Annotated in this window: 18 protein-coding genes and 1 riboswitch; of the genes, 9 read left to right on the plus strand and 9 right to left on the minus strand. The window is 70.8% G+C overall.

Translation table 11 applies throughout. The annotated features are described in order from the left end of the window. Positions 1 to 150: 150 nt before the first annotated feature. Positions 151 to 1032: a DUF4429 domain-containing protein gene (locus E0500_RS13725; RefSeq protein ID WP_131570470.1), complete on the minus strand. Its 882-nt coding sequence runs from the start codon at positions 1030 to 1032 to the stop codon at positions 151 to 153. A gap of 324 nt (positions 1033 to 1356) precedes the next feature. Here E0500_RS13725 and E0500_RS13730 point away from each other — a divergent pair, with 324 nt between their 5' ends. Together E0500_RS13730 and E0500_RS13735 are read left to right on the plus strand one after the other, a co-directional pair. Next, complete coding sequence (locus E0500_RS13730; RefSeq protein ID WP_131570480.1) at positions 1357 to 2628, plus strand: hypothetical protein; 1272 nt, start codon at positions 1357 to 1359, stop codon at positions 2626 to 2628. A 348-nt stretch (positions 2629 to 2976) separates the two neighbouring features. Next, positions 2977 to 3507 (plus strand): DoxX family protein, encoded by a 531-nt coding sequence (locus E0500_RS13735; protein WP_131570472.1) that lies wholly within the window; start codon positions 2977 to 2979, stop codon positions 3505 to 3507. A 255-nt stretch (positions 3508 to 3762) separates the two neighbouring features. Here the strand turns inward: E0500_RS13735 and E0500_RS13740 are convergent, their stop codons facing one another. Further along, a complete protein-coding gene (locus E0500_RS13740; protein ID WP_131570474.1) occupies positions 3763 to 4029 on the minus strand; it encodes a hypothetical protein in 267 nt (88 codons plus the stop codon). Then, positions 4016 to 5599 (minus strand): PspC domain-containing protein, encoded by a 1584-nt coding sequence (locus tag E0500_RS13745; RefSeq protein ID WP_399120197.1) that lies wholly within the window; start codon positions 5597 to 5599, stop codon positions 4016 to 4018. The genes E0500_RS13740 and E0500_RS13745 overlap by 14 nt, the downstream gene beginning before the upstream one ends. Between E0500_RS13745 and E0500_RS44965 the strand changes: the two genes are divergently transcribed. From E0500_RS44965 to E0500_RS13755, 3 genes are all read left to right on the plus strand, one after another. Continuing rightward, entirely contained in the window at positions 5516 to 5725 is a 210-nt protein-coding gene (locus E0500_RS44965) for a hypothetical protein (protein ID WP_309505253.1), read from the plus strand. The two genes, E0500_RS13745 and E0500_RS44965, sit on opposite strands and share 84 nt — an antisense overlap. A 121-nt stretch (positions 5726 to 5846) precedes the next feature. Further along, positions 5847 to 7136: an ATP-binding protein gene (locus E0500_RS13750; RefSeq protein WP_131570478.1), complete on the plus strand. Its 1290-nt coding sequence runs from the start codon at positions 5847 to 5849 to the stop codon at positions 7134 to 7136. Between the two features lie 89 nt (positions 7137 to 7225). Next, on the plus strand, positions 7226 to 8056 hold the full coding sequence (locus tag E0500_RS13755; protein ID WP_309505052.1) for a response regulator transcription factor: 831 nt from the start codon (positions 7226 to 7228) through the stop codon (positions 8054 to 8056). Between the two features lie 205 nt (positions 8057 to 8261). Here the strand turns inward: E0500_RS13755 and E0500_RS13760 are convergent, their stop codons facing one another. Continuing rightward, positions 8262 to 9332: an NlpC/P60 family protein gene (locus E0500_RS13760; RefSeq protein WP_131564487.1), complete on the minus strand. Its 1071-nt coding sequence runs from the start codon at positions 9330 to 9332 to the stop codon at positions 8262 to 8264. 544 nt (positions 9333 to 9876) lie between these two features. On the opposite strand from E0500_RS13760, the gene E0500_RS13765 reads away from it, so the two are divergent. Then, the gene (locus E0500_RS13765; protein WP_131564485.1) at positions 9877 to 10230 is read left to right on the plus strand and encodes a hypothetical protein; all 354 of its coding nucleotides are present in this window, start codon (positions 9877 to 9879) and stop codon (positions 10228 to 10230) included. 71 nt (positions 10231 to 10301) lie between these two features. Here E0500_RS13765 and E0500_RS13770 read toward each other — a convergent pair whose 3' ends face one another. Next, positions 10302 to 11483 carry a C40 family peptidase gene (locus E0500_RS13770; RefSeq protein ID WP_131564483.1) on the minus strand — a complete coding sequence of 394 codons (1182 nt, stop codon included), beginning with the start codon at positions 11481 to 11483 and terminating at the stop codon, positions 10302 to 10304. Between the two features lie 7 nt (positions 11484 to 11490). After that, a riboswitch (cyclic di-AMP (ydaO/yuaA leader) is annotated at positions 11491 to 11660 on the minus strand. 475 nt (positions 11661 to 12135) lie between these two features. Here E0500_RS13770 and pcrA point away from each other — a divergent pair. Beyond that, positions 12136 to 14622, plus strand: coding sequence for a DNA helicase PcrA (pcrA, locus tag E0500_RS13775; RefSeq protein ID WP_131564481.1), 2487 nt, complete (start codon positions 12136 to 12138; stop codon positions 14620 to 14622). Between the two features lie 93 nt (positions 14623 to 14715). Here pcrA and E0500_RS13780 read toward each other — a convergent pair whose 3' ends face one another. Then, positions 14716 to 16353: a M23 family metallopeptidase gene (locus tag E0500_RS13780; protein WP_131564479.1), complete on the minus strand. Its 1638-nt coding sequence runs from the start codon at positions 16351 to 16353 to the stop codon at positions 14716 to 14718. A 285-nt stretch (positions 16354 to 16638) separates the two neighbouring features. Next, positions 16639 to 17532, minus strand: coding sequence for a triacylglycerol lipase (locus tag E0500_RS13785; protein WP_131564491.1), 894 nt, complete (start codon positions 17530 to 17532; stop codon positions 16639 to 16641). A 691-nt stretch (positions 17533 to 18223) separates the two neighbouring features. Here E0500_RS13785 and E0500_RS13790 point away from each other — a divergent pair. Continuing rightward, on the plus strand, positions 18224 to 18640 hold the full coding sequence (locus E0500_RS13790; RefSeq protein WP_131564477.1) for a cobalamin B12-binding domain-containing protein: 417 nt from the start codon (positions 18224 to 18226) through the stop codon (positions 18638 to 18640). Between the two features lie 104 nt (positions 18641 to 18744). On the opposite strand, the gene E0500_RS13795 is transcribed toward E0500_RS13790, so the two are convergent. Together E0500_RS13795 and E0500_RS13800 are read right to left on the minus strand one after the other, a co-directional pair. Beyond that, positions 18745 to 20352: a DUF5691 domain-containing protein gene (locus E0500_RS13795; protein WP_131564475.1), complete on the minus strand. Its 1608-nt coding sequence runs from the start codon at positions 20350 to 20352 to the stop codon at positions 18745 to 18747. A 199-nt stretch (positions 20353 to 20551) separates the two neighbouring features. Then, positions 20552 to 21907: an SWIM zinc finger family protein gene (locus tag E0500_RS13800; protein ID WP_131564473.1), complete on the minus strand. Its 1356-nt coding sequence runs from the start codon at positions 21905 to 21907 to the stop codon at positions 20552 to 20554. A gap of 143 nt (positions 21908 to 22050) precedes the next feature. Here E0500_RS13800 and E0500_RS13805 point away from each other — a divergent pair, with 143 nt between their 5' ends. Then, the gene (locus tag E0500_RS13805) at positions 22051 to 23250 is read left to right on the plus strand and encodes an AAA family ATPase (protein ID WP_131564471.1); all 1200 of its coding nucleotides are present in this window, start codon (positions 22051 to 22053) and stop codon (positions 23248 to 23250) included. Positions 23251 to 23339: the final 89 nt, after the last annotated feature.

Here is a 23339-nt window from a genome sequence, read left to right on the forward strand (position 1 = left end):
GCCGCATGTTCCCTGGTCCAGACACCTCGTTCCAGCGGAACGAAACCGCGGAAACGGCGCAGCACGACATGACACGACACGGCGCGGCACGGGCCCGGCACCTTGGAACCCCGTAGCACTACACCTGGACACAACCCCTTGGCGCGGCACCTAGAAACCCCGTAGCACGGCCGCCTTCGTCATCGCGAACTCCTCGTCCGTAAGTACCCCGTCCCGGTGCAGTTCCCCCAACTCCCGCAACCTGCGCAGCAGGATGTCGTGATGGTCAGCCGCGGACGCGGTCGCGGCGGCGAACCGGGGGCGCTCCACGTCGTCGATCGCGCGGGTCGACGGGTGCGGGAGCCGGGCGGTGACCGCGGTGGCGACGAGGGCCGTGAGCAGGTCGCGACGAGAACTGCCCCACAGATCGAGCGCGTACGGGTCCTTCTCGGGCGGCAGCTTGGAGAACACCGTCTCGCGCGTCACGAACCGCATGAACCCGTCCTCGTACCCGGTGTTGGGCAGCCACTCCACCTGTACCAGGTCACCGATCGCGAGGATGCGCGGCCCCGTCGCACGCTTGACCCGGTCGGAGGTGTCGCTCCAGTCGATCCGCACCTGCGTACCGTCGAACGACACCGTGCCGTCACTGGACCGCACGGACACCGGCACCGGAGGGCCGGGCAGCAGATAGGTCCTGGCGGGCTCCTTGGGTGTCTGCTCCAGCAGCAGGGCTTGGCGTACCTCCTCCGCCACGTACTCGGCGACGCCCGCGCGGTCGATGTCGACCGTCAGCCGGTAGGGATCGGCCGCGTCGGGGAGCCGCCCACCAGTCGCCTGGAGCAGCGGATCACAGCCCTCGCGGAGCCTGAGCCGCAGCCGGCCGCGCTTGCGCTCGGGTTCGTAGACGATGCCCGACACCGCTTCGAGGGGCACCGCTATCTCCCCGTACGTCTGTCGGAACAGCGGCACGGTGCGGTGGAGTCCCGGCGTGATCCGGACCGTGCTGCCGTCGAAGGCCCAGGTCCCGTCGCGCTGGATGATCTCGGCCATAGGGAGATTCTCGCAGCGGGGCGCTCCGTGGGAGGAGGGCCGGCGAGAAAGGACGGTGGGGTGGTGCGGGGTGGGTGTGGTTGCTCGCGCCCGCCCGGTGGTGCCGCAGGATCTCACAGCCCCACACTCCTGAACGGGCGCTGATGTGAGCGTCGCCGTCCTGGTCAACACGCTTCTCCTCTCTTCACCCCGCGCTGACCAGACCTGCCGGATGAAGGCCCTGTTCCGTACGGCAGAATTCCCTGTCATCACAGGGCGGATGTACGGCTGTCGCATGGCGCAGGCGTGCGGAGGAGAAACGGCGCGGGGAAGGCGGGCACGGGCGTGGCGGTGCAGGAGGCGAGGCAGGGCGCGGGCGCCCATGAGGGCGGCTGCGCGTGCGGGGACTGCCCCCACGGCGCACGCGAGGGACACCGGCGCGCGGTCGCTGAATTCCTGCTCATGCGCGAGGAGTTCGCGTCCGGCCAGGGACTGCCCGCGGCGGTCGCGTACTCCGCGTCGGCGTCCCGTCAGTGGGTCTCCGACGAACTCACCCAGTCCGCCGCCCTCGTCGCCGAACGCGGTCGAGTGGAGGGCGAGGCATGGCTGAGCCGCCTGTGGCTGCGCACGGCCTACGTCGTGTGGGGCGCCTTCCTGTTCCTGCTCCTGGTCCAGGCACTCACCGCGATCGGAGCGGGCTGGACGGCGGCGCGCACGGCCGGTCTGCTGGCCGCACTGGTGGTGGGCTTGGCGGTGACGGGCGCCGGATACCTGCACCGTACGAAGGGCGGCGCTCTGGCCCCCGTGATCGGTGAGGACAACCGGCTGTCCACCTCCCGCGCCGTGGCCGCGAGCTGGGTGCTCCTCGCCGGGTACGCCGTCCTGGTGCTCGTCGGACAACTCGCCGCCGCCTCGGACCACGGCAAGCGGGACGCGCTGATCACCGGGCTCGATCTCGCCCGGGGCGCGGGCGTAGTGACTGTTCTTGCCGTGGTGTGCGGTATCGCCGTGCTGGTCCGGCGGGTGGTGGGCCTGCGCGTCCTCGGCCAGCGCCTGCAGAAGGTCCGCGCCGACCGCCCACGCGCCTCCGACCTTCTCACCGACGACTCCGGCCGCGGCAGCTTCACCGACATCCAGTACGTCGTCGTGAACGCCGTCGCCCTCGCCTTCGCGCTCGTACGTCTGGCCCGCCGCCCCGACCAACTCCCCGACCTCCCCTGGGGGCTGGCGCTGCTGGTGCTGGTCTCCGCGGCCACGTACGTCGCCGGCAAGTACGCGGAGGGCGGCCGCCCCGTGATCCTCTCCGTGGTCCGAGCCCGTGAGGCAGGGGACCTCGACGCGCCCATCCGCACCGGCGACGACATCGAGATCCGCGGTGCCGGCTTCGTACCGCCGGGCGCCCAGGCCGCCGACCGCCTCTCCCGGATGGTCGTCCGTATCGGTGCCGTCCACGTCCACGTCCCGCTCGTACCCGTCGTCGGGGGCTTCAGCAACCCCACGGACGCCGTCCTCACCGTGCCGGTCCCCGCCGACGTGGAGCCCGGCCGAGTGGAGGTCCAGGTGGTGACCGCCGCCGGGGTGGAGACGAACCGGTGCGTGATCGAGGTGACCGACTGACTGGCTGACCGACTGGCTGGCCGGCTGACTGGCCGACCGATGGAGTGACCGACTGCCCGAGTGGCCGACTGGTCCGTTGACCGACCGTCGACAGACAAGGTGTTGGGCGTGGGCCACGTGGGCCTGGTTCGGGTCGTTTGGCCGGTACGGGGCCAGAGCCGACCGAGCCGTGCGGAAACCCGCTGAGAGAAACCGGGCAACGAGCCCAAAGGCAACGAGCCCAAAGGCAACGAGCCCAAAGGGAATCTTCACAGAAATCTGATGCGCGCTCATTGAGCGGCTCCCCCCTTTCGTACGTATGGTCTGTTGAGGGGTCAACGGCACGGCGGCGAGAGGCGGCGGAGAGTCATGACTCACAGTATTCGTACGGACACGCGGACCCCCTACTTCGATGGCGGCCGGGACTGGCGTGACACCGCCACCCGTTACGCCCTGCTCCCCCTCAGGGTTTTTCTCGGCGTCACCTTCATCTACGCCGGCCTGGACAAACTCACCGACAGTGCCTTCCTGTCCGATGCCGGCTCCGGCTCGGTCGGGGACATGATGCGCGCGGTCCGCGACACCTCGGCGATCCCCGCCCTCATCGATCTCGCCCTCAAGAACCCCGTGGGCTTCGGCTACGCCATCGCCTTCGGTGAACTCGCCGTCGGTATCGGCACCCTCGTCGGCCTCCTCGCCCGCCTCGCGGCCTTCGGCGGCGCCCTGATCTCCCTCAGCCTGTGGCTGACCGTCAGCTGGGCATCCGACCCCTACTACTACGGCAACGACCTCGCCTACCTCATGGCCTGGCTCCCCCTCGTTCTCGCCGGCGCCTCGGTCCTCTCCATCGACGCAGCCATCCGCAACCGCCGACGGCAACGTATGGGCGCCTATCGCTGAGCTGCCGCACAGCCGTGCTGCTGAACTGGCGCACAGCCGTGCCGCTGCGTGCCGCACTGCCGCATGTCACTGACCGCCCACGGCCGGCGCGCGGTGCCTGGGTGCTCCGGGCGCCCCGTGATCCGGGACGACCCTGTGCCGGGTCGGCACGTGTGCCCGGGCGGTTCTCCCGCTCCGCTCCGGGAGCATCTCGCCCTCGACCGCGTGGACACCGCGCGCCCCTGCTGCTCCGCGAGGCAGGGCCTGAAAGGGCCGTTACTCGGTCCTGCCCGACGCCCCGGCGTCTGACGGCTGCCTGTTCCCGGGAGCGTGCCCCGTACGCGGGGACGATCGGCGTCGTCGTATCGCGTGCGTCAGGAGCGCCGTGGCGCCCGCCAGGCAGAGGCCTGCGGTGACCAGGGGTAGGGCCACGAACCAAGGGGCTTCCCAGGCGCCGCCCGCGTCTCCGGCGTAGATGACGGCGGTGAGGGTGAGGAAGAAGCCCGCGACGAGCTTGCCGGGCTGAACGTCATGCCGCAGCACGGGTCACCTCCGCCTGGCCCATGCCGACCTGGAGGTGGACACGGATCGTGCCGCCGGACTTCCCGTCATCGGTGTCCCCCTTCTCGGCGGAGAGGGTCAGCTGCTTCGCCTTGCCCGGTGCCACGTCCACGTCCTCCTTCTTTTCCCCGGGCAACTGGATGTCTCCCACGCCCACTTCGATCGTCAGACGCGCCGTGACGTCCGAGGGGACCACCACCTCCAGCTTGCCCACGCCCACTTCCGCACGGGTCGTCACGGTCCTGCCCTTCGGCACGTCCATGCGCGTCAGGTCCAAGGTGCCCACACCGCTGCCCAGCGTGTACGTCGGCTGCACGCCCGCCACGGCGGTCGGCGCCCAGGTCGTGCGTATCCAATGGGTGCTGATGTCCGCCGGAAGTGCCGCCGAGCACACCATCAGACCTGCCGTCACCACCGCGAGGAAGATCGACCCCGCACCCGTACGTCCCAGGAACGCGCTGACCCCGATGCCCAGGCCGTACACGGCGAGGGCGCAGGCCAGGCCTGCCTGCAGGCTCGTCCCCAGTGCGCGGTCGTCCCACGTCAGGCTGGTAGCGAGACCGCCGGCGAGCAGCGCGAGCAGGAACACCCAGGCGCCTATCCAGCGCGGCCCCCGCGGCTTGGGCGTCTGGGCGGCACGTATGTCCTGGCGGGACGGCGTCCCCCGGGCGATGTTGATGGCCGCCGCGACGTCGCGGTCCCGGGCATCCCAGGGTCCCCACAGATAGCCCGTCCTGCCCACGTGCCTGCCGTCCTTGACGATCGGGTCACGCCACCAGGACGGGTAGGAAATGGGGACGGGCGGGGCCTGCGCCTCCGGTGGGGCGTCGGCGACGGCCTGCGCGGCAAGCGGGTCGGGGTCCGGGGCGCTGCGCTGCTGCGACCAGTAGCCCGCGCCCGCGAGGAGCAGGGCGAGGACCACCGCGAAGGTCAGCACCCCGCCATTGCCCAGCATGGTGAGGAAGACGCCACAGCCGACCAGGGCGAAGAGCACGGCCGCGAGGGCCTGGCCGTCGACACGGCCGGTCAGCAGCTTGCGTACCTCGTTCTCCTCCTCGTCGTCGTACGGGACGAACAGCCAGACGAAGCCGTAGAAGATGAGGCCTGCGCCGCCGCTCACCGACAGGACGGTGAGCACGATCCGGAAGATCACCGGATCCATGTCGCACTGCCGCCCCAGCCCCGCGCACACCCCGGCCAGCATCTTGTGCCGTCGGTCACGGCGGAACCCGGTGGGAGCCGGGGGCGTGATGGAGCCGTCGGCGGTGACCTGAGCCGTGGGCCGGGTGGGTGGGGTGCCCCCGGATGACTGATCCGTGTTCCTCGCCTGCCCCGCAGGCCCGACCGCGTTCCGGTCGGGGGGCCCGTCCGCCGGTTCGCTCGTTGGCTCGTTACGTGGTTCGCAAGATGGGCCTGCTTGATCCGTGGGCGTGCCTGCGTCCGCGTGCGCACCCGCGACTGCGCCCGCATGCGTGTGAGCGCCCCCGTGCGCGCGCGGCTCCTTGCCCTGGCCCGGTCCGGGCGCGGTGCCGCCCTTGTCCTGGGCGGGCACGGCGTCCTGCGGCTCGGTGGCCGTCCGCCGGGCGTCCGAGCCGGGGCCCGGCTCCGGTGCCGCGTGCTGCTGATCTGTCATGTGTCCATCGTGGCTGCCGAGACCGCCCCGCGGCAGTCGGGATGACCCTGGCCCAACCCTGATATTGGCCCCGGGAACTGTTCGATCATGAGCCGGTCGGAGATCAGGGGCGTCTCCGGGGTAGACCCTGATGCCATGGTCCGCCATGCGTGTGAACATCAATGGCATGCCGGAAGCCGCAACAGTGCCAGTCGACGTCCCGCGGCCCCCGCGCAAGCTCTACCGCAGCAGCGACGGTCGCTGGCTCGGAGGCGTGGCGCGGGGGCTCGCAGGGCATCTTGGGCTGCCCGTGACATGGCTGAGGCTCGTGTTCGTCGGCCTGTTCCTCGCCGACGGTCTCGGCGCGCTGCTGTACGCGGCGTTCTGGTTCTTCGTCCCGCTCGGCGTGGGCGGTGTCGACAACCAGCGGCCCCCCGCCGTTTCCACGGAGACGTCGCCGGACGGCCGGCGAAAACTCGTGGCGCGCAGACCGGACAAGGGCCAGATCGTCGCCTTGCTCCTCATGGTCGTCGTGGCCATGGTCTTCGTCGGCAATGTGAACCTCGGCGACGGGGCCAAGGCGTATCTGTGGCCGACCGTGCTGGTTGCCGCCGGTGTCGCCCTGGTCTGGCGCCAGGCGGACAACGCGCGGCGGGCCCGCTGGGTCGAGGTCGGCCGCCGTCGGCGCACGCTCACGCTGCTCCGTTCCGTGGGCGGTGTGCTGCTCGTCACCGCGGGCGTCTCCGGGATATTCGTTCTGCAGGGCTCCGCCGCCCACCTCGGGTCGGTCCTGCAGGCCGCGCTAGCGGTCCTCGTGGGGATAGCGCTGCTGGCCGGCCCGTACCTCGTCCGCATGACCCAGGACCTCTCCGAGGAGCGGCTGATGCGCATCCGCGCCCAGGAGCGGGCGGAGGTCGCGGCCCACGTCCATGACTCGGTGCTGCACACCCTGACCCTGATACAACGCAACGCGGAGAACGCGAACGAGGTACGCCGCCTCGCCCGTGCCCAGGAGCGCGACCTGCGCAACTGGCTCTACAAGCCGGAAGGCACCGGCAAGGACGAGGACGACGAGCCCGACACACTCGCGGAGGCCGTGAAGCGCAGCGCCGCCGAGGTGGAGGACAAGCACGGCGTCCCCATCGAGGTCGTGGTCGTCGGCGACTGCCCGCTCGACGAACGCCTGGGCGCGCAGATGCAGGCTGCGCGCGAGGCGATGGTGAACGCCGCCAAGTACGGTGGCGAGGGCGGCGCCGTACAGGTCTTCGCCGAAGTCGAGGGCGGGACGGTCTTCGTGTCCGTGCGTGACCGGGGCCCAGGCTTCGACCTCGACTCGATACCCGCCGACCGCATGGGCGTTAGAGAATCGATCATCGGTCGCATGGAGCGCAACGGCGGTACGGCGCGGCTACGCGCCGTACCGGACGGCGGCACGGAGGTCGAGCTGGAGATGGAGAGGGCGGAGACGACGTCATGAGCGATGCGAACGGGGCCAGCGGTCCGATTGGGCAGGACGGTTCGGCTCCCGGCACTGGCCCCACCGGCCCCACGGGTGTCACCGGCCCCATGGGTCTCACCAGTCCCACCAGTCCCATCGGTCCCATCGGTCCCAACGGTCCCAACGGTCCCGGTCCCACCGGTCCCACCGGTCCCACCGGTCCTACTGGTACGGCGGGTGCCCCAACGGACTCGGACGCGGCGAGCGCCTCGGCGGTGGCGAGCGGTTCGGCGTCCGGACGCCGGGTCCGGGTCGTGCTGGTCGACGATCACCGCATGTTCCGTACGGGCGTGCAGGCGGAGATCGGGGAGACGGAGCGCACCGGTGTCGAGGTCGTCGGGGAGGCGGCGGACGTCGACCAGGCGGTGAGTGTCATCTCGGCCACACGGCCCGAGGTGGTGCTCCTGGATGTGCACCTCCCGGGCGGGGGCGGGGTCGAAGTGCTGCGCCGGTGCGCCGCGTTGATGTCGGACGCCGAGCAGCCCGTCCGCTTCCTGGCCCTCTCCGTCTCGGACGCGGCGGAGGACGTCATCGGTGTCATCCGGGGTGGCGCCCGGGGGTACGTCACCAAGACGATCACCGGCACGGATCTGGTCGACTCCATCTTCCGCGTCCAGGAGGGCGACGCGGTGTTCTCCCCGAGGCTGGCCGGCTTCGTCCTCGACGCCTTCGCCTCCACGGACGCCCCGCCCGTCGACGAGGACCTGGACCGTCTCACCCAGCGCGAGCGTGAGGTCCTCCGCCTCATCGCCCGTGGCTATGCGTACAAGGAGATCGCCAAGCAGCTGTACATCTCCGTCAAGACGGTGGAGTCCCATGTCTCGGCGGTGCTGCGGAAGTTGCAGCTCTCCAACCGGCACGAACTGACAAGGTGGGCGACGGCACGACGATTGGTGTGAGGCAGTTCTGAGATCCCCAGCCCCAGCCCCAGCCCCAGCCCTCGGCCACCAGTCCCCAGCCCCAGCCCGAGCCCGAGCCCGGGGCCGATGGCGGAGCCAGGGGTGAGTCCGAGCCCGGCTTCGAGTCCGGGTCGGGGTTCGAGCTCAAGGCGGCGGCCGGGTCCTCTTCCTCGGCTACGCGGCCTCCGCCGCAGCGCCCTGAGGCTCACGCCACCCGCGTAGCGCCCGCGAACGGCATCTCGTCGAGTGGCGCCACCCGGACCTGGGTCCCCGGACGGGGTGCGTGGATCATCTGCCCGTTCCCCACGTAGATGCCCACGTGGCTGATCCCGGAGTAGAAGAACACCAGGTCACCGGGCAGGAGCTGGGAGCGCGCGATGCGCTGTCCGGCGCCGATCTGCGCGTACGTCGTCCGGGGCAGTGAGACCCCCGCCGCGCGGTAGGCCGCCTGGGTGAGCCCGGAGCAGTCGAAGGCGTCGGGACCGGTCGCGCCCCACACGTACGGGCTGCCGAGCTTGCCGTAGGCGTACGACAGGGCCGCGGCCGCCCGTGAACTGGGTGCCTGGGCGCTGGAGGAGGCTGCCAGGACCGGTCCGAGGCCGTGCGCCGAGGCACCGGACCGCGATGCGCGCCCCGCGCCCGCCGCCGCGTCCAGCTCGGCCCGGGCGCCTTCCGGCAACCGCGCCAGCAGACGTCTCGCCTCGCCCAGCCTTCCCGTGATCGTCCCCCTGTGCCGCTTCAGGTCTGCCTGCCGGGACGAGAGCCGCGACAGTTCGATGCGCGCGGCACCCCGCAGTCGCTCGATCTCCCGCAACTGCTTCCGTACGTTCGCCACGTCCGACGCCTGCCGGCTGCCGATCCGTTCGGCGAAGGCCGCACCGTCCAGGTACGCGTCCGGGTCGTCGCTCAGCGCGAGTTGCACCGCGGGGTCGATGCCGTCACCGCGGTACTGCGCCGCCGCCACCGAACCCAGCTTCTCGCGTGCGGAGTTCAGCCCCTCAGCGCGGCGGGCCGCCTCGTCCCGCAGGTCCTCCAGCCGCTCCCGCGCCTTGTCGGCCTCCTCCTTCGCGCCGTTGTACTGCTCGGTGGCGACCTCCGCCTGCTCGTACAGCTTGTTCACCTTCGCCCTGGCCTGCGCCGCTGTGGGCTGCGGTTCGGCGTGCCCGGTGCCGTCGAAGCCGGTCGCGCTCGCCGCGCCCGCCAGGGCGATCGTGACGGCGGTACGGGCCGTGGTGCCGCTGAGGGGGCGCTGTCTGGGCCTGCGGTGCACTGGCAAGTGGACGTCACGTCCTTTCGTACGACGCGTTACGACCGAGACGGCCTCTTCGGCCGCGGCCGCCGTGGGGGGTCGGCGGTCGCGCGTCCGGCGGCGGCCCGCACAGGGGCAGCGGGCCGCCGCCGGACCTCTCGGCGGAGGTGCCCGACTGCCGCCCCTGGCCCGGGCGGCGGTGGGGAGCGGGCACCTGCTGGAGGACGCTAAATGTGGCTGTGTCCGCTCGGTGACGCCATGTACGGAACTGGCCCCAGTGGACCAATGGTGACCATATGTGACCGTGATCCCTGCCTGGCGGCACCGCCTTCACGCAGAGCGATGATCAATGCGGTGGTTTGGGGGCAACCGGCGGCGAGGCGGTGCTATGGGGCGCATATATGCGGCGGGTTGTCTGGTGTGTGGCAGGGCCTGCTATGCGGTGAAGGTCCGGGTTTTCAGGGGTGGCGGCGCGGCGTACCAAGTACCGGAGACTTTCCGCAGCCAGTACCGGCGGCTTTCCGGGGCCGGTGCCAAGCCGCGAAAGAGGCCCTGGCTAGGCTCCGGCTCCATGGACATACTCATCCATCTCTTCGTCGCCCTGCACATCATCGGTATCGCCTCCCTTCTGGGCGGCTTTCTCACCCAGATGAAGGCGATGGGGCAGGGGACGGCCCGTTTCGTGCCCGCCATGCTGCACGGTGCGCTGACGATGCTCATCACCGGTGCCGTTCTGGTCGGCCTCAACCAGGCCGACGACCAGACGGTCAACAACGTCAAGATCGGCGTGAAGCTGGCCCTGCTGGTCGTGATCCTCGGGCTCGTCTACGTGAAGCGCGACGAGGAACAGGTGGAGAAGGGGCTGTTCGGCCTGGTGGGCGCCCTGACCACGGCGAACATCTTCATCGCGGTGCTCTGGACCTGACCGGGAACCGCGCCGGCCCCGACCGGCGACCGAGGAGTCGGGCGCCGGCCAGGGCCGGGAGGGTGCGACCGTTACGCCGGCCGCACCACGCTGTGGATCGACGACTCGCCGTCGTAGAAGATCGACTCCTCGCGGACGTACGTCCCCGGCTTGGGCGCGTGGATCATCATGCCGTTGCCGATGTAGATCCCGACGTGGGTGATGTCGTCGTAGAAGAAGACGAGGTCGCCGGGCCTGGCGTCGGCGACTGAGACGGTCTTGCCTGCGTTGACCTGGTCGTACGTGGTGCGCGGCAGGTCGACGCCGGCGGCCTTCCAGGCGTCCTGGGTGAGCCCGGAGCAGTCGTACGAGTCGGGGCCGGTCGCGCCCCAGACGTACGGTTTGCCGATCTGCGCGCGGGCGAACGCGATGACCTTGGCGGCCTTCGTGGCGTAGGTGGAGTCCTCTGCCGGGGCCTCGACGGTGGAGCTGCTGCCGGCGCTCTGCTCCTGGGCCGCCTCCTGCTTCCGTTTCTCCGCCTCGGCCGCCAGCCGCTTCTTCTCCGCCTCGGCCGCCTGCTGCCGCGCCAGCTCCTCAGCCCGGCGCTCGGCCTCCTCCTGCTTCTTCTTCTCGATCGCCGCGAGGCGGGCCTTCTCCTCGGCGGTCAGCTTGTCCAGCAGTTGACGGGCCTCGGTGAGCTTCGCCTGGACCTGCGCCTTGCTCGCCTTCAGCGTGGACTGCGACTGGGTGAGCGACTCCAGGCCCTCGGTGGCCTCCTGGCGCTTCTGAGCCGTCTCGGTCCGCTGGGTGACGTAGTCGTCGACCACTTCCTTCTGACGTTCCGTCAAGCGGTCCATCAGCTGGGTCTGGTCGAAGTAGTCCTGCGGGTTGTCCGCCAGCAGCATCGTTGCTGTGCCCGGGGCCGCGGCGCCTGTCCTGTACTGGGCGGCGGCGAACGAGCCCAGCTGCTGCCGGGCCTCGTTGAGCTTCTCCGTGCGCTTGGCGACATCGTCGAGGAGCGTGGCGACGCGCTTCTTCTGCTTGGCCGTCTTCTCCTCGGCCGCGTTGTACTTGTCGGTCGCCGACTCGGCCTGGCGGTAGAGGTCGCCGACCTTCTTCTCGACTTCTTCGAGGCTCGGCTTGTCGTCGGTCGAGGGTGCGGCGGTCGCTGTCTGGGAGAACAGGGCCATCGAGGTCAGCGCCGCCGTCGCGAGGGCGGGTGTCCGTATGCCTGTGCGCGTCCGGGCGGGACGCGACTTTCGGTGCGGCGCCATGAAAGGCGGCTCCTTCCGTTGTCCGCCTACCGAGTTAGCTGTCGGGTTCGGGCGCGTGCATTGGAAGGTGTGCCCTACGGCCCTTGCCGTGTGCGGCAGGTGGGCCGATTCACCCCAAGGTCGGTGGGTCCCCGGCTCCGGCTCCGCGAGGGGCGCCGGACTCGGCGGAGGCCGCCCGGCCCGGCGAGGTTCGCCGGTTGGGTCGAGCGGCCTACCAAGAACGCTAGCCAATTCGTGTGGCGCCTGTGAAGGTTGATGCGCGATATGCCCGATACGTTTTCGTGACCTTAGTCAACATGGCTGCCGCGTGTGACGAATTCGGAGTGATCTGTGGATGCATGATCTCTCATATGCGATACGCCTGTTATGGGGTTTAAGGTGCGGTCGGTCGTGATTCCGTGCTGCCGGTTCCGGGGTGGGGCCGCGGTGATCCGTTGCGGTGGAGGGGTCGGGTCTTCACCTGGCGACCGCGGACGGTGGCAGCGTGAACCCGGATGGTGACAGCGTGGACCCGGACGGTCATACGGCGTGAACCCGGACGGTCATAATTCCGGGAGAGGCCAGCCCTTGAAGATCGTCGGCAGCGCGCGCTCGGACCGAGTTTGCGGGGTGGCCCCTCGGTGTCGGTGGGGCGGCCTAGACTCGGAGAGCGATGAGCAGCCTTTTCGATGACAGCTTCCTGGCGGACCTCAAGGCCCCGCGGGCCCATGAGGAAGAGCCTCCGCCGCCGCCCGAGGACGAGCACGTACCGGAGCCGATTCCGGACGATCTGTTCGGCGGCAGGTTCGACGCGCCGCCGGACCGGGACGCCTACTACCGCGACGGCGAGCCACGCCCCGCGGTGGACCCGGCCGCGCTCCTGGAGGGGCTGAACGAGAACCAGCGCGCGGCGGTCGTCCACTCCGGCTCCCCCCTGCTCATCGTGGCCGGCGCCGGCTCCGGCAAGACCCGCGTGCTCACCCACCGCATCGCGCACCTGCTCGGCGAGCGGAACGTCCACCCCGGCCAGATCCTCGCGATCACCTTCACCAACAAGGCCGCGGGCGAGATGAAGGAGCGCGTCGAGCAGCTCGTCGGCCCGCGCGCGAACGCGATGTGGGTGATGACCTTCCACAGCGCGTGCGTACGGATTCTGCGGCGGGAGAGCAAGAAGCTCGGCTTCACGTCGTCCTTCTCGATCTACGACGCTGCCGACAGCAAGCGGCTGATGGCGCTCGTCTGCCGTGACCTGGACCTCGACCCGAAGCGTTTCCCGCCCAAGTCGTTCAGCGCCAAGATCTCGAACCTGAAGAACGAGCTGATCGACGAGGAGGACTTCGCCGCCCAGGCCGCCGACGGCTTCGAGAAGACCCTCGCCCAGGCGTACGCGCTGTACCAGTCGCGGCTGCGCGAGGCCAACGCACTCGACTTCGACGACCTGATCATGACGACGGTCAATCTGCTCCGCGCCTTCCCGGACGTCGCCGAGCACTACCGCCGCCGCTTCCGGCACGTCCTCGTCGACGAGTACCAGGACACCAACCACGCCCAGTACGCACTCGTACGGGAACTCGTCGGGACCTCCGAGCACCCCGTCGACGTACCGCCCGGTGAGTACGACGTCCCGCCCGCCGAGCTGTGCGTCGTGGGTGACGCCGACCAGTCCATCTACGCCTTCCGCGGCGCGACCATCCGCAACATCCTCCAGTTCGAGGAGGACTACCCGGACGCGACGACGATCCTGCTGGAGCAGAACTACCGCTCCACGCAGACGATCCTCTCCGCCGCCAACGCGGTCATCGAGCGCAACGAGTCCCGCCGCCCCAAGAACCTGTGGACGCATGCCGGAGCCGGTGCCCAGATCACCGGCTATGTCGCGGACACGGAGCACGACGAGGCGCAGTTCATCGCCGACGAGATAGACCGCCTGACGGACGTGGGCGAGGCCAAGGCCGGGGATGTCGCGGTCTTCTACCGCACGAACGCCCAGTCCCGTGTCTTCGAAGAGGTCTTCATCCGCGTCGGCCTGCCCTACAAGGTCGTCGGCGGCGTCCGCTTCTACGAGCGCAAGGAGGTCCGGGACGTCCTCGCCTACCTCAGGGTGCTGGCCAACCCGGAGGACTCGGTCCCGCTGCGCCGCATCCTGAACGTGCCCAAGCGCGGCATCGGCGAGCGCGCCGAAGCGATGATCGACGCCCTCGCCCAGCGCGAGAAGATCAGCTTCCCGCAGGCGCTGCGGCGTGTGGACGAGGCGTACGGCATGGCCGCGCGCTCCACGAACGCCGTCAAACGCTTCAACACGCTCATGGAGGACCTGCGCACGATCGTGGACTCGGGTGCGGGCCCGGCGACGGTCCTGGAAGCGATCCTCGAACGCACCGGCTACCTGGCCGAGTTGCAGGCCTCGACCGACCCCCAGGACGAGACCCGCATCGAGAACCTCCAGGAACTCGCCGCCGTGGCCCTGGAGTTCGAGCAGGAGCGCGCCGAGGGCGAGTCGGTGGCCCTGTCCGACTTCCTGGAACAGGTCGCCCTGGTCGCCGACTCGGACCAGATCCCGGACGAGGAGGAGGACGGCTCCGGCGTCATCACGCTGATGACCCTCCACACCGCCAAGGGCCTGGAGTTCCCGGTCGTCTTCCTCACCGGCATGGAGGACGGTGTCTTCCCGCACATGCGCGCCCTCGGCCAGACCAAGGAACTGGAGGAGGAGCGGCGCCTGGCGTACGTGGGCATCACGCGCGCGCGGGAACGGCTCTATCTGACCCGCTCGACCCTGCGCAGTGCCTGGGGCCAGCCCTCGTACAACCCGCCGTCCCGCTTCCTGGAGGAGATCCCGGCGGCGCACCTGGACTGGAAGCGCACGGGCGCCTCAGCGGCCCCGGGTTCCACCGGCCCGACCTCGGGGATCGCTGCCTCCCTGTCGTCCTCCCGTTCCCGTTCGTCCGCCGCGGGCGCCTCCGGCTTCGCGACGCGACGTGCCACCGAGAAGCCGGTCGTCTCCCTGGCCGTCGGAGACCGCGTCACCCACGACCAGTTCGGCCTGGGCACGGTCGTCGCCGTGAAGGGCACGGGTGCCAACACCGAGGCGACGATCGACTTCGGCGACACCAAGCCGAAGCGGCTGCTCCTGCGGTACGCACCGGTGGAGAAGCTTTAGGCGGAGGACGAGGTCGCGGACACGAATCGGGCCCCTGCAGAGCAGGGGCCCGATTGTGCGCTTGCGGAGGGTCGGGGCTCGCGGCGCGTCGAACTACGTCGGGTCGAGCCCGTGGCTGCGAAACCACGCCAGCGGGTCTATCGCCGAGCCGCCCCCGGGCCGTACCTCCAGGTGCAGGTGCGGGCCCGTCGAGTTGCCCGAATTGCCGGAGAACGCGATCACGTCACCCGCCTTCACCGCCGTACCCGAGGGGATCTTGTACGTGGAGAGGTGGCAGTACCACACCTCCGTACCGTCCTTGGCGGTCAGGATGACCATGTTGCCGTAGGCGCTGTTCCACTTGGTCTGCATGACGCCATCGGCCGCCGCCATCACCGGCGTGCCGTACGACACCGGGAAGTCGATGCCGGTGTGCGTGGACATCCAGTTGATGCCGGACTGCCCGTAGTACGCGCTGAGCCCGCTCTGCGCGACCGGGAGCGCGAACTTCGGCCGCAGGCGCTCCTTGCGCGCCGCTTCCGCCGCCGCCCGCCTCTGTTCGGCCTCCTGCTGGGCCTTGAGGTCGATGCGCTCCTGGGTCCGGCTCGCCCGGTCGGCGAAGTCGTCAGCCCCGGCGGAGAGGCTTTCGAGCTGTGTGTCGAGCTTGTTGTTGGCGGTGGACGGCTTGACCGCGACCGCTTCCGACGTACTGGCCGTCGTCTTGTTGACGTCGTCGTCCGCACCGCCCACGGAGGCGGCGGCGATCCCCGCGACGCCCATGACGCACGCGGACGGAACGGCGATGGTCAGCACGGCGGAACGCTTCGCCGGAGCGCGACGCCGCGAGCGTGCGGCCGCGCGGGCCGCCGCCCGGCCGGAGCCGACGGAGGCGCCGGCCGCCGCTGAGGCGACAGCAGTCCCGGACGCGGCCTCTTCCTCGTCCTCCAGCAGCGTGGAACGGCCTGTTCCGTGCGCATCGATGTCGTCGGCCCCCTCGAACTCACCCTCCATGGCGGCGGGTTGCCCGTCGTCGTAGGGGTTGACCTGCTCGAAGGTCGCGGTCGCCTGCTGGCCGAAGGTGTCGGGGGAGGGGTGCTCGTACCCGTCGGCCGGTGTCTGCTGCTCGTACCCCTCGTACGACTCATGGCCGTTCGCGTCGTGATCGCCGGGGGTTCCGCCGCTGTTCCACTGCGTGGCGTCGTAGGCGCCCGTGTCGAAGTACTGCCCGTCCGTCCACTGCTGGGTCTGGTCGGGCTGTCCCAACTCGCTTGCCTGGCCGAGCTGTTCGGCCTGCATCCACCCGTTCGCGTCCCACTGCCCGGATGCTTCGGGGCTCTGGGGCTGCGCGGGGATCTCGCCGAGGTTCTGGTAACCCGCCGTCCAGCCGGTGGCGTCGTAGCCGCCCGTGTCGTAGGCGGTCTGGTGCTCCTGGTGCTGGGCCGCGTACGGGTCGTGGTTCAGCGTCTGCCGACTGCCCGTGGACCACTGCGAGGAGTCGTACGAGCCCGTCGCGCCGTCGCCCGGCAAATTGCCGAAGAGAGGGTCGGTCTCGAAGGTCGCGGTCGCGAAGCCCGGGTCGGCGGTGACGGTGGTGTGGTGACCGGCGTCAAAACCGGTGGCACCGTAACTGTCATACGTGGTGAAGTCGCCGTACGAGGCTTCCTGGTGGCCGTACGACGCGTAATGCGCCGAGGCGGCATCGGAAGCCGGAGCCGGGGGAGTCACAGTCCCCGACGGGTGACGATCGTTCACCAACTTCTCTTTCGCCTCGACAACAGGGGCTGGCAGAGCAGTGCGGCGACTGTACCCGGCGGTGCGCGGGCGCGACAATCTTCAACGGGTTTCGCGCTCGCAGGAAACGGGCATTCGAGCGCCTTTCGGTGGACCGTGGACTGAGCCTTGGCTTTGTGTTCGATGAGTGTTCGAAAGTGCGGGACGGGATCGAGGCTGTCGAATGACTGCGCCGGTGGTCGTTCGGGTGGCTGGTCGCCGCTCGACTCGACTGGTTCTGCCGGATTTTCAGCTGACTTTGAGCGATTACGCCACGGTCAGGCCTTCTGTGGGGGCTCCCGGCTCTCCGGTGGGCCCGTGGACCGTCTCGGGTGTCGTCTCGTCGAGGTCGAGTGCCTGCCGAATCCCTGCGGCGACGGCGGGGTGTACCAGCATGGCGAGGTGCCCGATGCCGCTCACCCGCACGTTCTGAGCGAGCAGGTCCGGATGGTCGACGCAGGCGGTGTCCAGCGGGTCCATCAGGTGGTCGAGATCGCTCCAGAAGGCCACGAACCGCGTACGGCAGCCCGGCGCCGGCTCGCGCAACTCCTCCAGCACCGGTGAGCCGGGGCGCATCTGGCGCACGACGGGGTGTGCGTCGGCCAGCGGCGCTACACGCGTGCCCCCGTGCGGGGTGCCGAGTGTGACGACCGTGCGCACGCGCGCATCGCCGCCGAGTCGCTGTACGTAGTACCGCGCTATGAGTCCGCCGAGGCTGTGCCCGACGATGTCCACCCGCTCACAGTCCGTGCGCTCGCAGATCTCCTCCACGCGGCGGCCGAGCGCCGCGGCGGCGGTGCGGATGTCGCAGGTGAGGGGCGAGTAGTTGAGCGACTCGATCTGCCGCCGACCGTGCTGGGTGAGGGAGCGGCGCAACAGGACGAACACGGACCGGTTGTCGATGAACCCGTGCAACAGGACGACCGGGGGTTTGACCTCGGTCGGCAGGGGAGCGGTGGTGGTGTCGCCGGGGGGCGAAGGGGCGGGAACGGAACGGCGCTCCTGTGCGATCCCGGACGGGTAGAGGAGCAGATGCCCCGCGAGGACCGCGAACTCCAGGGCGGTCGCCTTCAGGAGGGCCACTGACAGCCCTGCCAGTTTGACGGGCCACAGGCGCTGGCAGAACGGTAGAAAGGGCAGTGCTCCCCAGGTGACCTTCATGGCCGACCTCCCGTCGGCACTCGGGAGGACGTCCCTGTCCCCCATGTGCCCTCATGGTGAGCCGCCGTGGAGGTGGGTGACGGTGCGAGTGCGGCGTGGGCGACGCTGAGGCGCCGGTGTCGCGACGAGGGCTTTTGCCGTGTCGGCGACGCGACGCCCTGCCGTGCTCACGGCACAGGCTGTCCCGGACTCCGTACGACCTCGATTCCTCGCTTTCGTGCTCGTGCCATCGCCGAAGCGCCTCACCACCGCTGCCGTCTCCCGCCGGTACGGCGGTGGTGCGGCCACCTCGTGGCGGCTCTCCTTGCGCACGATCCGCCCGTGACGCCCGTTTCCCGGGGCCGTGCGGCCTGGTGGCCGCCCGTCTCGGTGACGCGTGTGCCGCGGAACCCGGAACCTTGCGCTGTGAACGTGTCCCACTGTGTGATTTCCCCCTCGGTCCGCACCGCGAAACTGCCGGTTGCGGGATGCTGGCGATAACGTTCGTTCACTTTCCCGGCCGGTGCGGTGCGGGGCCTGTGCCCGCAGCGGCGTCAGTCGCGGTAGGTGGCGGTATGTAGCGATATGTACGGTGTGCATGCTGTACGGGTGGTCGGTACGGTTTGTGACAGTACGTACTGTGATGGTTCGTCTGCCGTGTGTGTCGTGACGTTCGGTACGGGTTCGGTGCAGTCGTTTGATGGAGGCAGTGATGGGTGTGGCAGCCGGTCCAATCCGTGTGGTGGTGGCCAAGCCGGGGCTCGACGGCCACGATCGAGGGGCCAAGGTGATTGCGCGGGCGCTGCGCGACGCCGGTATGGAGGTCATCTACACCGGCCTCCACCAGACACCGGAGCAGATCGTCGACACCGCGATCCAGGAGGACGCCGACGCGATCGGCCTCTCCATCCTCTCCGGCGCCCACAACACGCTTTTCGCAGCCGTCATCCGGCTCCTCAAGGAGCGGGACGCGGAGGACATCAAGGTCTTCGGCGGAGGCATCATCCCCGAGGCCGACATCCCGCCCCTGAAGGAGATGGGCGTCGCCGAGATCTTCACCCCCGGCGCCACCACCGCCTCGATCGTGGACTGGGTCCGCGCGAACGTACGGCAGCCGGCGGAGGCTTAGGTCCCCGGCCTCCCGGCGAGCGGCCCCCGCAGAGGGTGGCCGCCCGCCGTGTCGGCATGGCCGCCCCCGCCGCGGCGGCGGAGAAGTCCGGCGCCACGGCGGGGTCAGCTCCTCAACTCCTCCTCCATCGCAGCGCGCAGACGCAACGTCGTGACGAGGCGCTGGAAGGCCTCGGACCAGTACCCGCCGGCACCCGGAGACGCGTCCTCCTGCTCCTCGGGGGTGGCCGTCAGGGCATCCAGACGTGCCGCCTCCGCAGGGGACAGACAGCGCTCGGCGAGTCCCATCACGCCGCTGAAGCTCCAGGGATAACTACCGGCGTCCCGCGCGATGTTCAGCGCGTCCACCACCGCGCCGCCCAGAGCCGGCGCCCACGGCACCGCACAGACCCCGAGCAACTGGAACGCCTCCGACAGTCCGTGCGTCGCGATGAACCCCGCCACCCACTCCGCCCGCTCGCCGGCATCCAGCGTCCCCAGGAGCTTGGCCCGCTCGGCCAGCGACACCGCCCCGGGGCCGGCGGCCTCGGTAGCGGACGGCGAACCCAGGAGCGCCCTGGACCAGCCGGCGTCCCGCTGCCGCACCGCCGCCCGGCACCACGCGGCATTCAGCTCGCCCTGCCAGTCGTCCGCCACCGGCAAGGCCACGATCTCCTCCGGTGAACGCCCCCCGAGCCGCGCCGACCACGCCGCCAGTGGTGTCGCCTCCACCAACTGGCCCAGCCACCAGGACCGTTCACCCCGTCCCGCCGGAGCCTTGGGCACCACCCCGTCGCGCTCCATGCCCGCGTCGCACTCGTGCGGCGCCTCCACCACGATCGTGGGTATGTCCCGCGTACGGTCGACGGCCACGCACGCCGCCGCACGGTCCGCCATCCGCGCGGCGAGCGCCGAACCCGGCAGCGCGGACAGCAGCTCCGCAGCCGTCGCCCGCACGTTCCGGCTGCGGTCCGTCAACGCCCGCTCCAGGAACGGCTCGTCGTCCGCGCCCAGCCCCGTCCGCAGGGAATCGAGGAACATGAGCCTGTCCTCGGCCCGCTCCGTCGCCCACGTCGTCTCCAGCAACTCGCGGGCGGCCGCGGACTCCTGTGCCCGTATCCCCGTCAGGAGCGCCACCCGCTCCGCGAACAGCCCCTCCTGCCACAGCCGTCGGATGCGGTCGGCGTCCTGGGGGCCCGGCAGATCGGCGCCGCCACCCGGTGCGGCCCGCAGAGCGAAACGCCAGTCCGGGTTCAGCCGGGCCAGCCACAGCGCGCGCGGGCCCGCGAAGGCCAGGGCCGCCGGGCGCAGGTCGGTACGGCCCCGTGCCGTGTCCAGAAGGGCGGGCAGCGCCTCGGGGGGTGCCGCCAACCCGCGCGCGTTCGCCAGCGCCAGCCACTGCGGCAGCAACTCCATGAGGTCGGGCGCCGTCCCCCTGCGTCCCCCGCCTCCCGCGCCGGGCCGATCGGCCAGCAACTGCGTGAGCCTGCGCGCCGCGGCCGGCGGCAGCGGTGGACGTGGATCCGGTGCGGTGGGCTCCGGCCGCACCGCCGCCCGCGCGGGCCGTACCCCCGCCCTCCGCCGTACGGTCTCCATCGCCGCCGCGTCCAACAACGCCACCGGCGCCTCCCGCCCGGCGGCCGGGCCGGGAGCCGGGCGCCGATCGGTCCCGAGCAGGGCGACGGTCACGAGCTCTTCCCATGCGTTCCGCGGAGGAGCCGAGGTGCTGTTCATGAGGGTTCCTTCCGTCCATGTTTCTTTGTGTGGCTGGTTCCGCTGGTTCCGCCCGTTCGGCTGGTTCCGCTGGTTCGGCAGGAGGCCGGCCAGGTCCTGGAGACGCTGGAGCGGACGAGCCGGGTGCGGGTCACACCCGGCTCGTCACGCGCCGGCTCACCTCACGCGCCGGGTCCCCTCACGCGGCCACTCATCTCCCTCAGCGCAGCCCCACCGCGTCTCCCGCCCCCTCCGGCCAAGCCGTCAGTGGTGTGAAGCCGTGGTGACCGCACTCGCCGAAGACCGTGACGGGTGCGCCGCCCGAGAGGGCGACGAGGCGCCACAGGCCCGGCCGGGAGCGGGCGGAGGGAGACAAGGGGAGGGCCATGTCGCCGTCCGCGTCGGACAGTTGCCAGGAGTCGCCGTCCGGGGCCGGGACGACCCTGGACAGGGTGACCGGGACCGAGTCCAGCCACGGGTCGTCGCGCAGCGCCTCGCCGTAGCGGGCAGCGGCCTGAGCCGGGGTCACCCCCGGCGGTCGTATCGCCGCGGGCTCCGGCGCCGTGAACCGGTGGCCGAGAGAGGCCCGCAACTGCCCCGCACCCGGATACGACGACACCTCCGCTTCGAAGGCGAGCCCCATGGGCAGCGTCAACTCCGGCGCGCGGCCGGCCGCCCCGTAGGAGAGGAGCAGCGGCGTACGCCCGGACTCGGCGCCGTACAGCCAGATCCGGCGCGTGGTCAGGCGGGCGTCCACCGTGTCGTACTGGGCGAGGACCAGCCAGTGGTCGCGCACCGGGGGGCTGTCCGCCGAGCCGGGCAGGCCGACCCGGGAACGGACCGTCGCCGCGAGGCCGTCCGGCAGGCGCTCACGCCGCAACCAGCCCTGGTCGAGGAGGTGGAGCAGCGCGCACTCCTCCAGCAACCGCACAGGCCAGCCCGGCCCCGAGCCCGGTATCGCCCCCAACTCCCGTACCCGCGCGGCCAGTCCGGGCGCCTGGGCGTCGACCATGCGGGCCGCGGTCTCCTCCCACAGCCCGTACCCCGCCTGCTCGGCCGCCGCCAGACCGCCCCGCAGCAGGTCCGACAACCGCTGCTCCAGCTCCGTCGCCCCTGCGGTGATCCGCTCGGCGCGCCGCTCCGCCCTGCGGCGCGCCGCCTCCGGATCACCTGACGTGCCCCCAGATTCCGCGCCCGTCGTCGTCCTCTTCTCCTCCGCGCGCCGTCGGCGCCCGGTGATCCACTGCTCCGCCCAGTCCGGCGGCTGGGCACGCGCCACCGATCCGTCGTCGCCCGCCCAGAGCAACAGCAGCCCCAGCGCGTGCTTGCACGGGAACTTGCGGCTCGGACAACTGCACTTGTACGCGGGCCCACTGGAGTCCGCGACGTCGATGACCGTCTGATACGGCTTGCTGCCACTGCCCTTGCACAGTCCCCACACCGTCCCCTCGTCAGAACTGCCCGCCTCCGACCACGGCCCGGCCGCGCCGAGTTTGCTTCCCGCTTTGCGCGACGCGGCGTCAGGCGCCAATGCCAGCACCTGCTCAGCCGTCCAGCGCACCCCCTGCTGAGTCATGTCATCGAAGGTAGGACCCACCACTGACAATCGACCTCTGCGGCACGTTTCCGCAGGTCAGAACGCATTGTCAGTGGCGTGGTGCACGGTGGACACCAGATCCGAAGCGGCCGGAGGCGGCCGAGCTGGAGGGGGACTCAGTCATGCCTGTTTCCGTTGACCCGACGTCCGTCGACGAGCACCAGAACCCGTCCGCGCCCGCGAACACGCACGTGGACTCGGGCGCCCGCACGAGCGGGCACACGCCCACGGAACAGACCGATGCCGAGGCGCTGCGCCCGCACGCCGAGCACGCCTTCGCCGCGGAGCTCGCCGCGCTGGCCGCGCAGGACGACCGGCCGCGCCCGACCCGCTGGAAGCTGTCGCCGTGGGCAGTGTCGACGTACCTGCTCGGCGGCACGCTGCCGGACGGCACGGTGATCACACCGAAGTACGTGGGCCCGCGCCGCATCGTCGAGGTCGCCGTCACCACGCTCGCCACCGACCGCGCCCTGCTCCTCCTCGGCGTGCCCGGCACGGCGAAGACGTGGGTGTCCGAGCACCTCGCCGCAGCCGTCAGCGGCGACTCGACGCTGCTGGTGCAGGGCACCGCGGGCACGCCGGAGGAGGCGATCCGCTACGGCTGGAACTACGCGCGGCTGCTCGCCCACGGCCCCAGCCGCGACGCGCTCGTGCCGAGCCCGGTCATGCGCGCCATGGCCGAGGGCATGACCGCCCGCGTCGAGGAGCTGACCCGCATTCCCGCCGACGTCCAGGACTCATTGATCACCATCCTGTCCGAGAAGACGCTGCCCATACCGGAGTTGGGGCAGGAGGTGCAGGCCGTCCGCGGCTTCAACCTGATCGCCACGGCCAACGACCGCGACCGCGGGGTCAACGAGCTGTCCAGCGCCCTGCGCCGCCGCTTCAACACGGTGGTGCTGCCGCTGCCGGAGAGCGCCGACGCCGAGGTGGACATCGTCTCGCGCCGTGTCGACCAGATCGGCCGCTCCCTCGACCTGCCGGCCGCCCCCGACGGCATCGACGAGATCCGCAGGGTCGTCACGGTCTTCCGTGAACTGCGCGACGGCACGACGACCGACGGCCGCACGAAGCTGAAGTCGCCCAGCGGCACGCTGTCGACAGCGGAGGCCATCTCCGTCGTCACCAGCGGACTCGCCCTGGCGGCCCACTTCGGCGACGGCGTCCTGCGCGCCTCGGACGTCGCCGCCGGCATCCTCGGCGCCGTCGTCCGCGACCCGGCGGCCGACCGCGTCATCTGGCAGGAGTACCTGGAGGCAGTCGTGCGCGAGCGCGACGGCTGGGCGGACTTCTACCGGGCCTGCCGGGAGGTGAGCGCGTGAGCAGGTTCCAGAAGGTGAGCGCGCGCCGCGGGTCCGGCTCCGGAGCCGATGGGACCGGTTCGGGCGACGCCGGCCGGGGATTGTGTCCG

The organism is Streptomyces sp. KM273126 (genome assembly GCF_004337435.2).
GTDB classification, from domain to species: Bacteria; Actinomycetota; Actinomycetes; order Streptomycetales; family Streptomycetaceae; genus Streptomyces; species Streptomyces acidicola.

What these genes read in the sequence shown, in the direction of transcription:
- E0500_RS13725 (WP_131570470.1), bottom strand. Translation starts at nt 1,032, where the DNA reads ATGGCCGAGATCATCCAGCGCGACGGGACCTGGGCCTTCGACGGCAGC.
- E0500_RS13805 (WP_131564471.1), top strand. Translation starts at nt 22,051, where the DNA reads ATGCCTGTTTCCGTTGACCCGACGTCCGTCGACGAGCACCAGAACCCG.
- E0500_RS13755 (WP_309505052.1), top strand. Translation starts at nt 7,226, where the DNA reads ATGGGTCTCACCAGTCCCACCAGTCCCATCGGTCCCATCGGTCCCAAC.
- pcrA (WP_131564481.1), top strand. Translation starts at nt 12,136, where the DNA reads ATGAGCAGCCTTTTCGATGACAGCTTCCTGGCGGACCTCAAGGCCCCG.
- E0500_RS13790 (WP_131564477.1), top strand. Translation starts at nt 18,224, where the DNA reads ATGGGTGTGGCAGCCGGTCCAATCCGTGTGGTGGTGGCCAAGCCGGGG.
- E0500_RS13785 (WP_131564491.1), bottom strand. Translation starts at nt 17,532, where the DNA reads ATGAAGGTCACCTGGGGAGCACTGCCCTTTCTACCGTTCTGCCAGCGC.
- E0500_RS13795 (WP_131564475.1), bottom strand. Translation starts at nt 20,352, where the DNA reads ATGAACAGCACCTCGGCTCCTCCGCGGAACGCATGGGAAGAGCTCGTG.
- E0500_RS13765 (WP_131564485.1), top strand. Translation starts at nt 9,877, where the DNA reads ATGGACATACTCATCCATCTCTTCGTCGCCCTGCACATCATCGGTATC.
- E0500_RS13800 (WP_131564473.1), bottom strand. Translation starts at nt 21,907, where the DNA reads ATGACTCAGCAGGGGGTGCGCTGGACGGCTGAGCAGGTGCTGGCATTG.
- E0500_RS13750 (WP_131570478.1), top strand. Translation starts at nt 5,847, where the DNA reads ATGCCGGAAGCCGCAACAGTGCCAGTCGACGTCCCGCGGCCCCCGCGC.
- E0500_RS13735 (WP_131570472.1), top strand. Translation starts at nt 2,977, where the DNA reads ATGACTCACAGTATTCGTACGGACACGCGGACCCCCTACTTCGATGGC.
- E0500_RS13770 (WP_131564483.1), bottom strand. Translation starts at nt 11,483, where the DNA reads ATGGCGCCGCACCGAAAGTCGCGTCCCGCCCGGACGCGCACAGGCATA.
- E0500_RS44965 (WP_309505253.1), top strand. Translation starts at nt 5,516, where the DNA reads ATGCGTGTGAGCGCCCCCGTGCGCGCGCGGCTCCTTGCCCTGGCCCGG.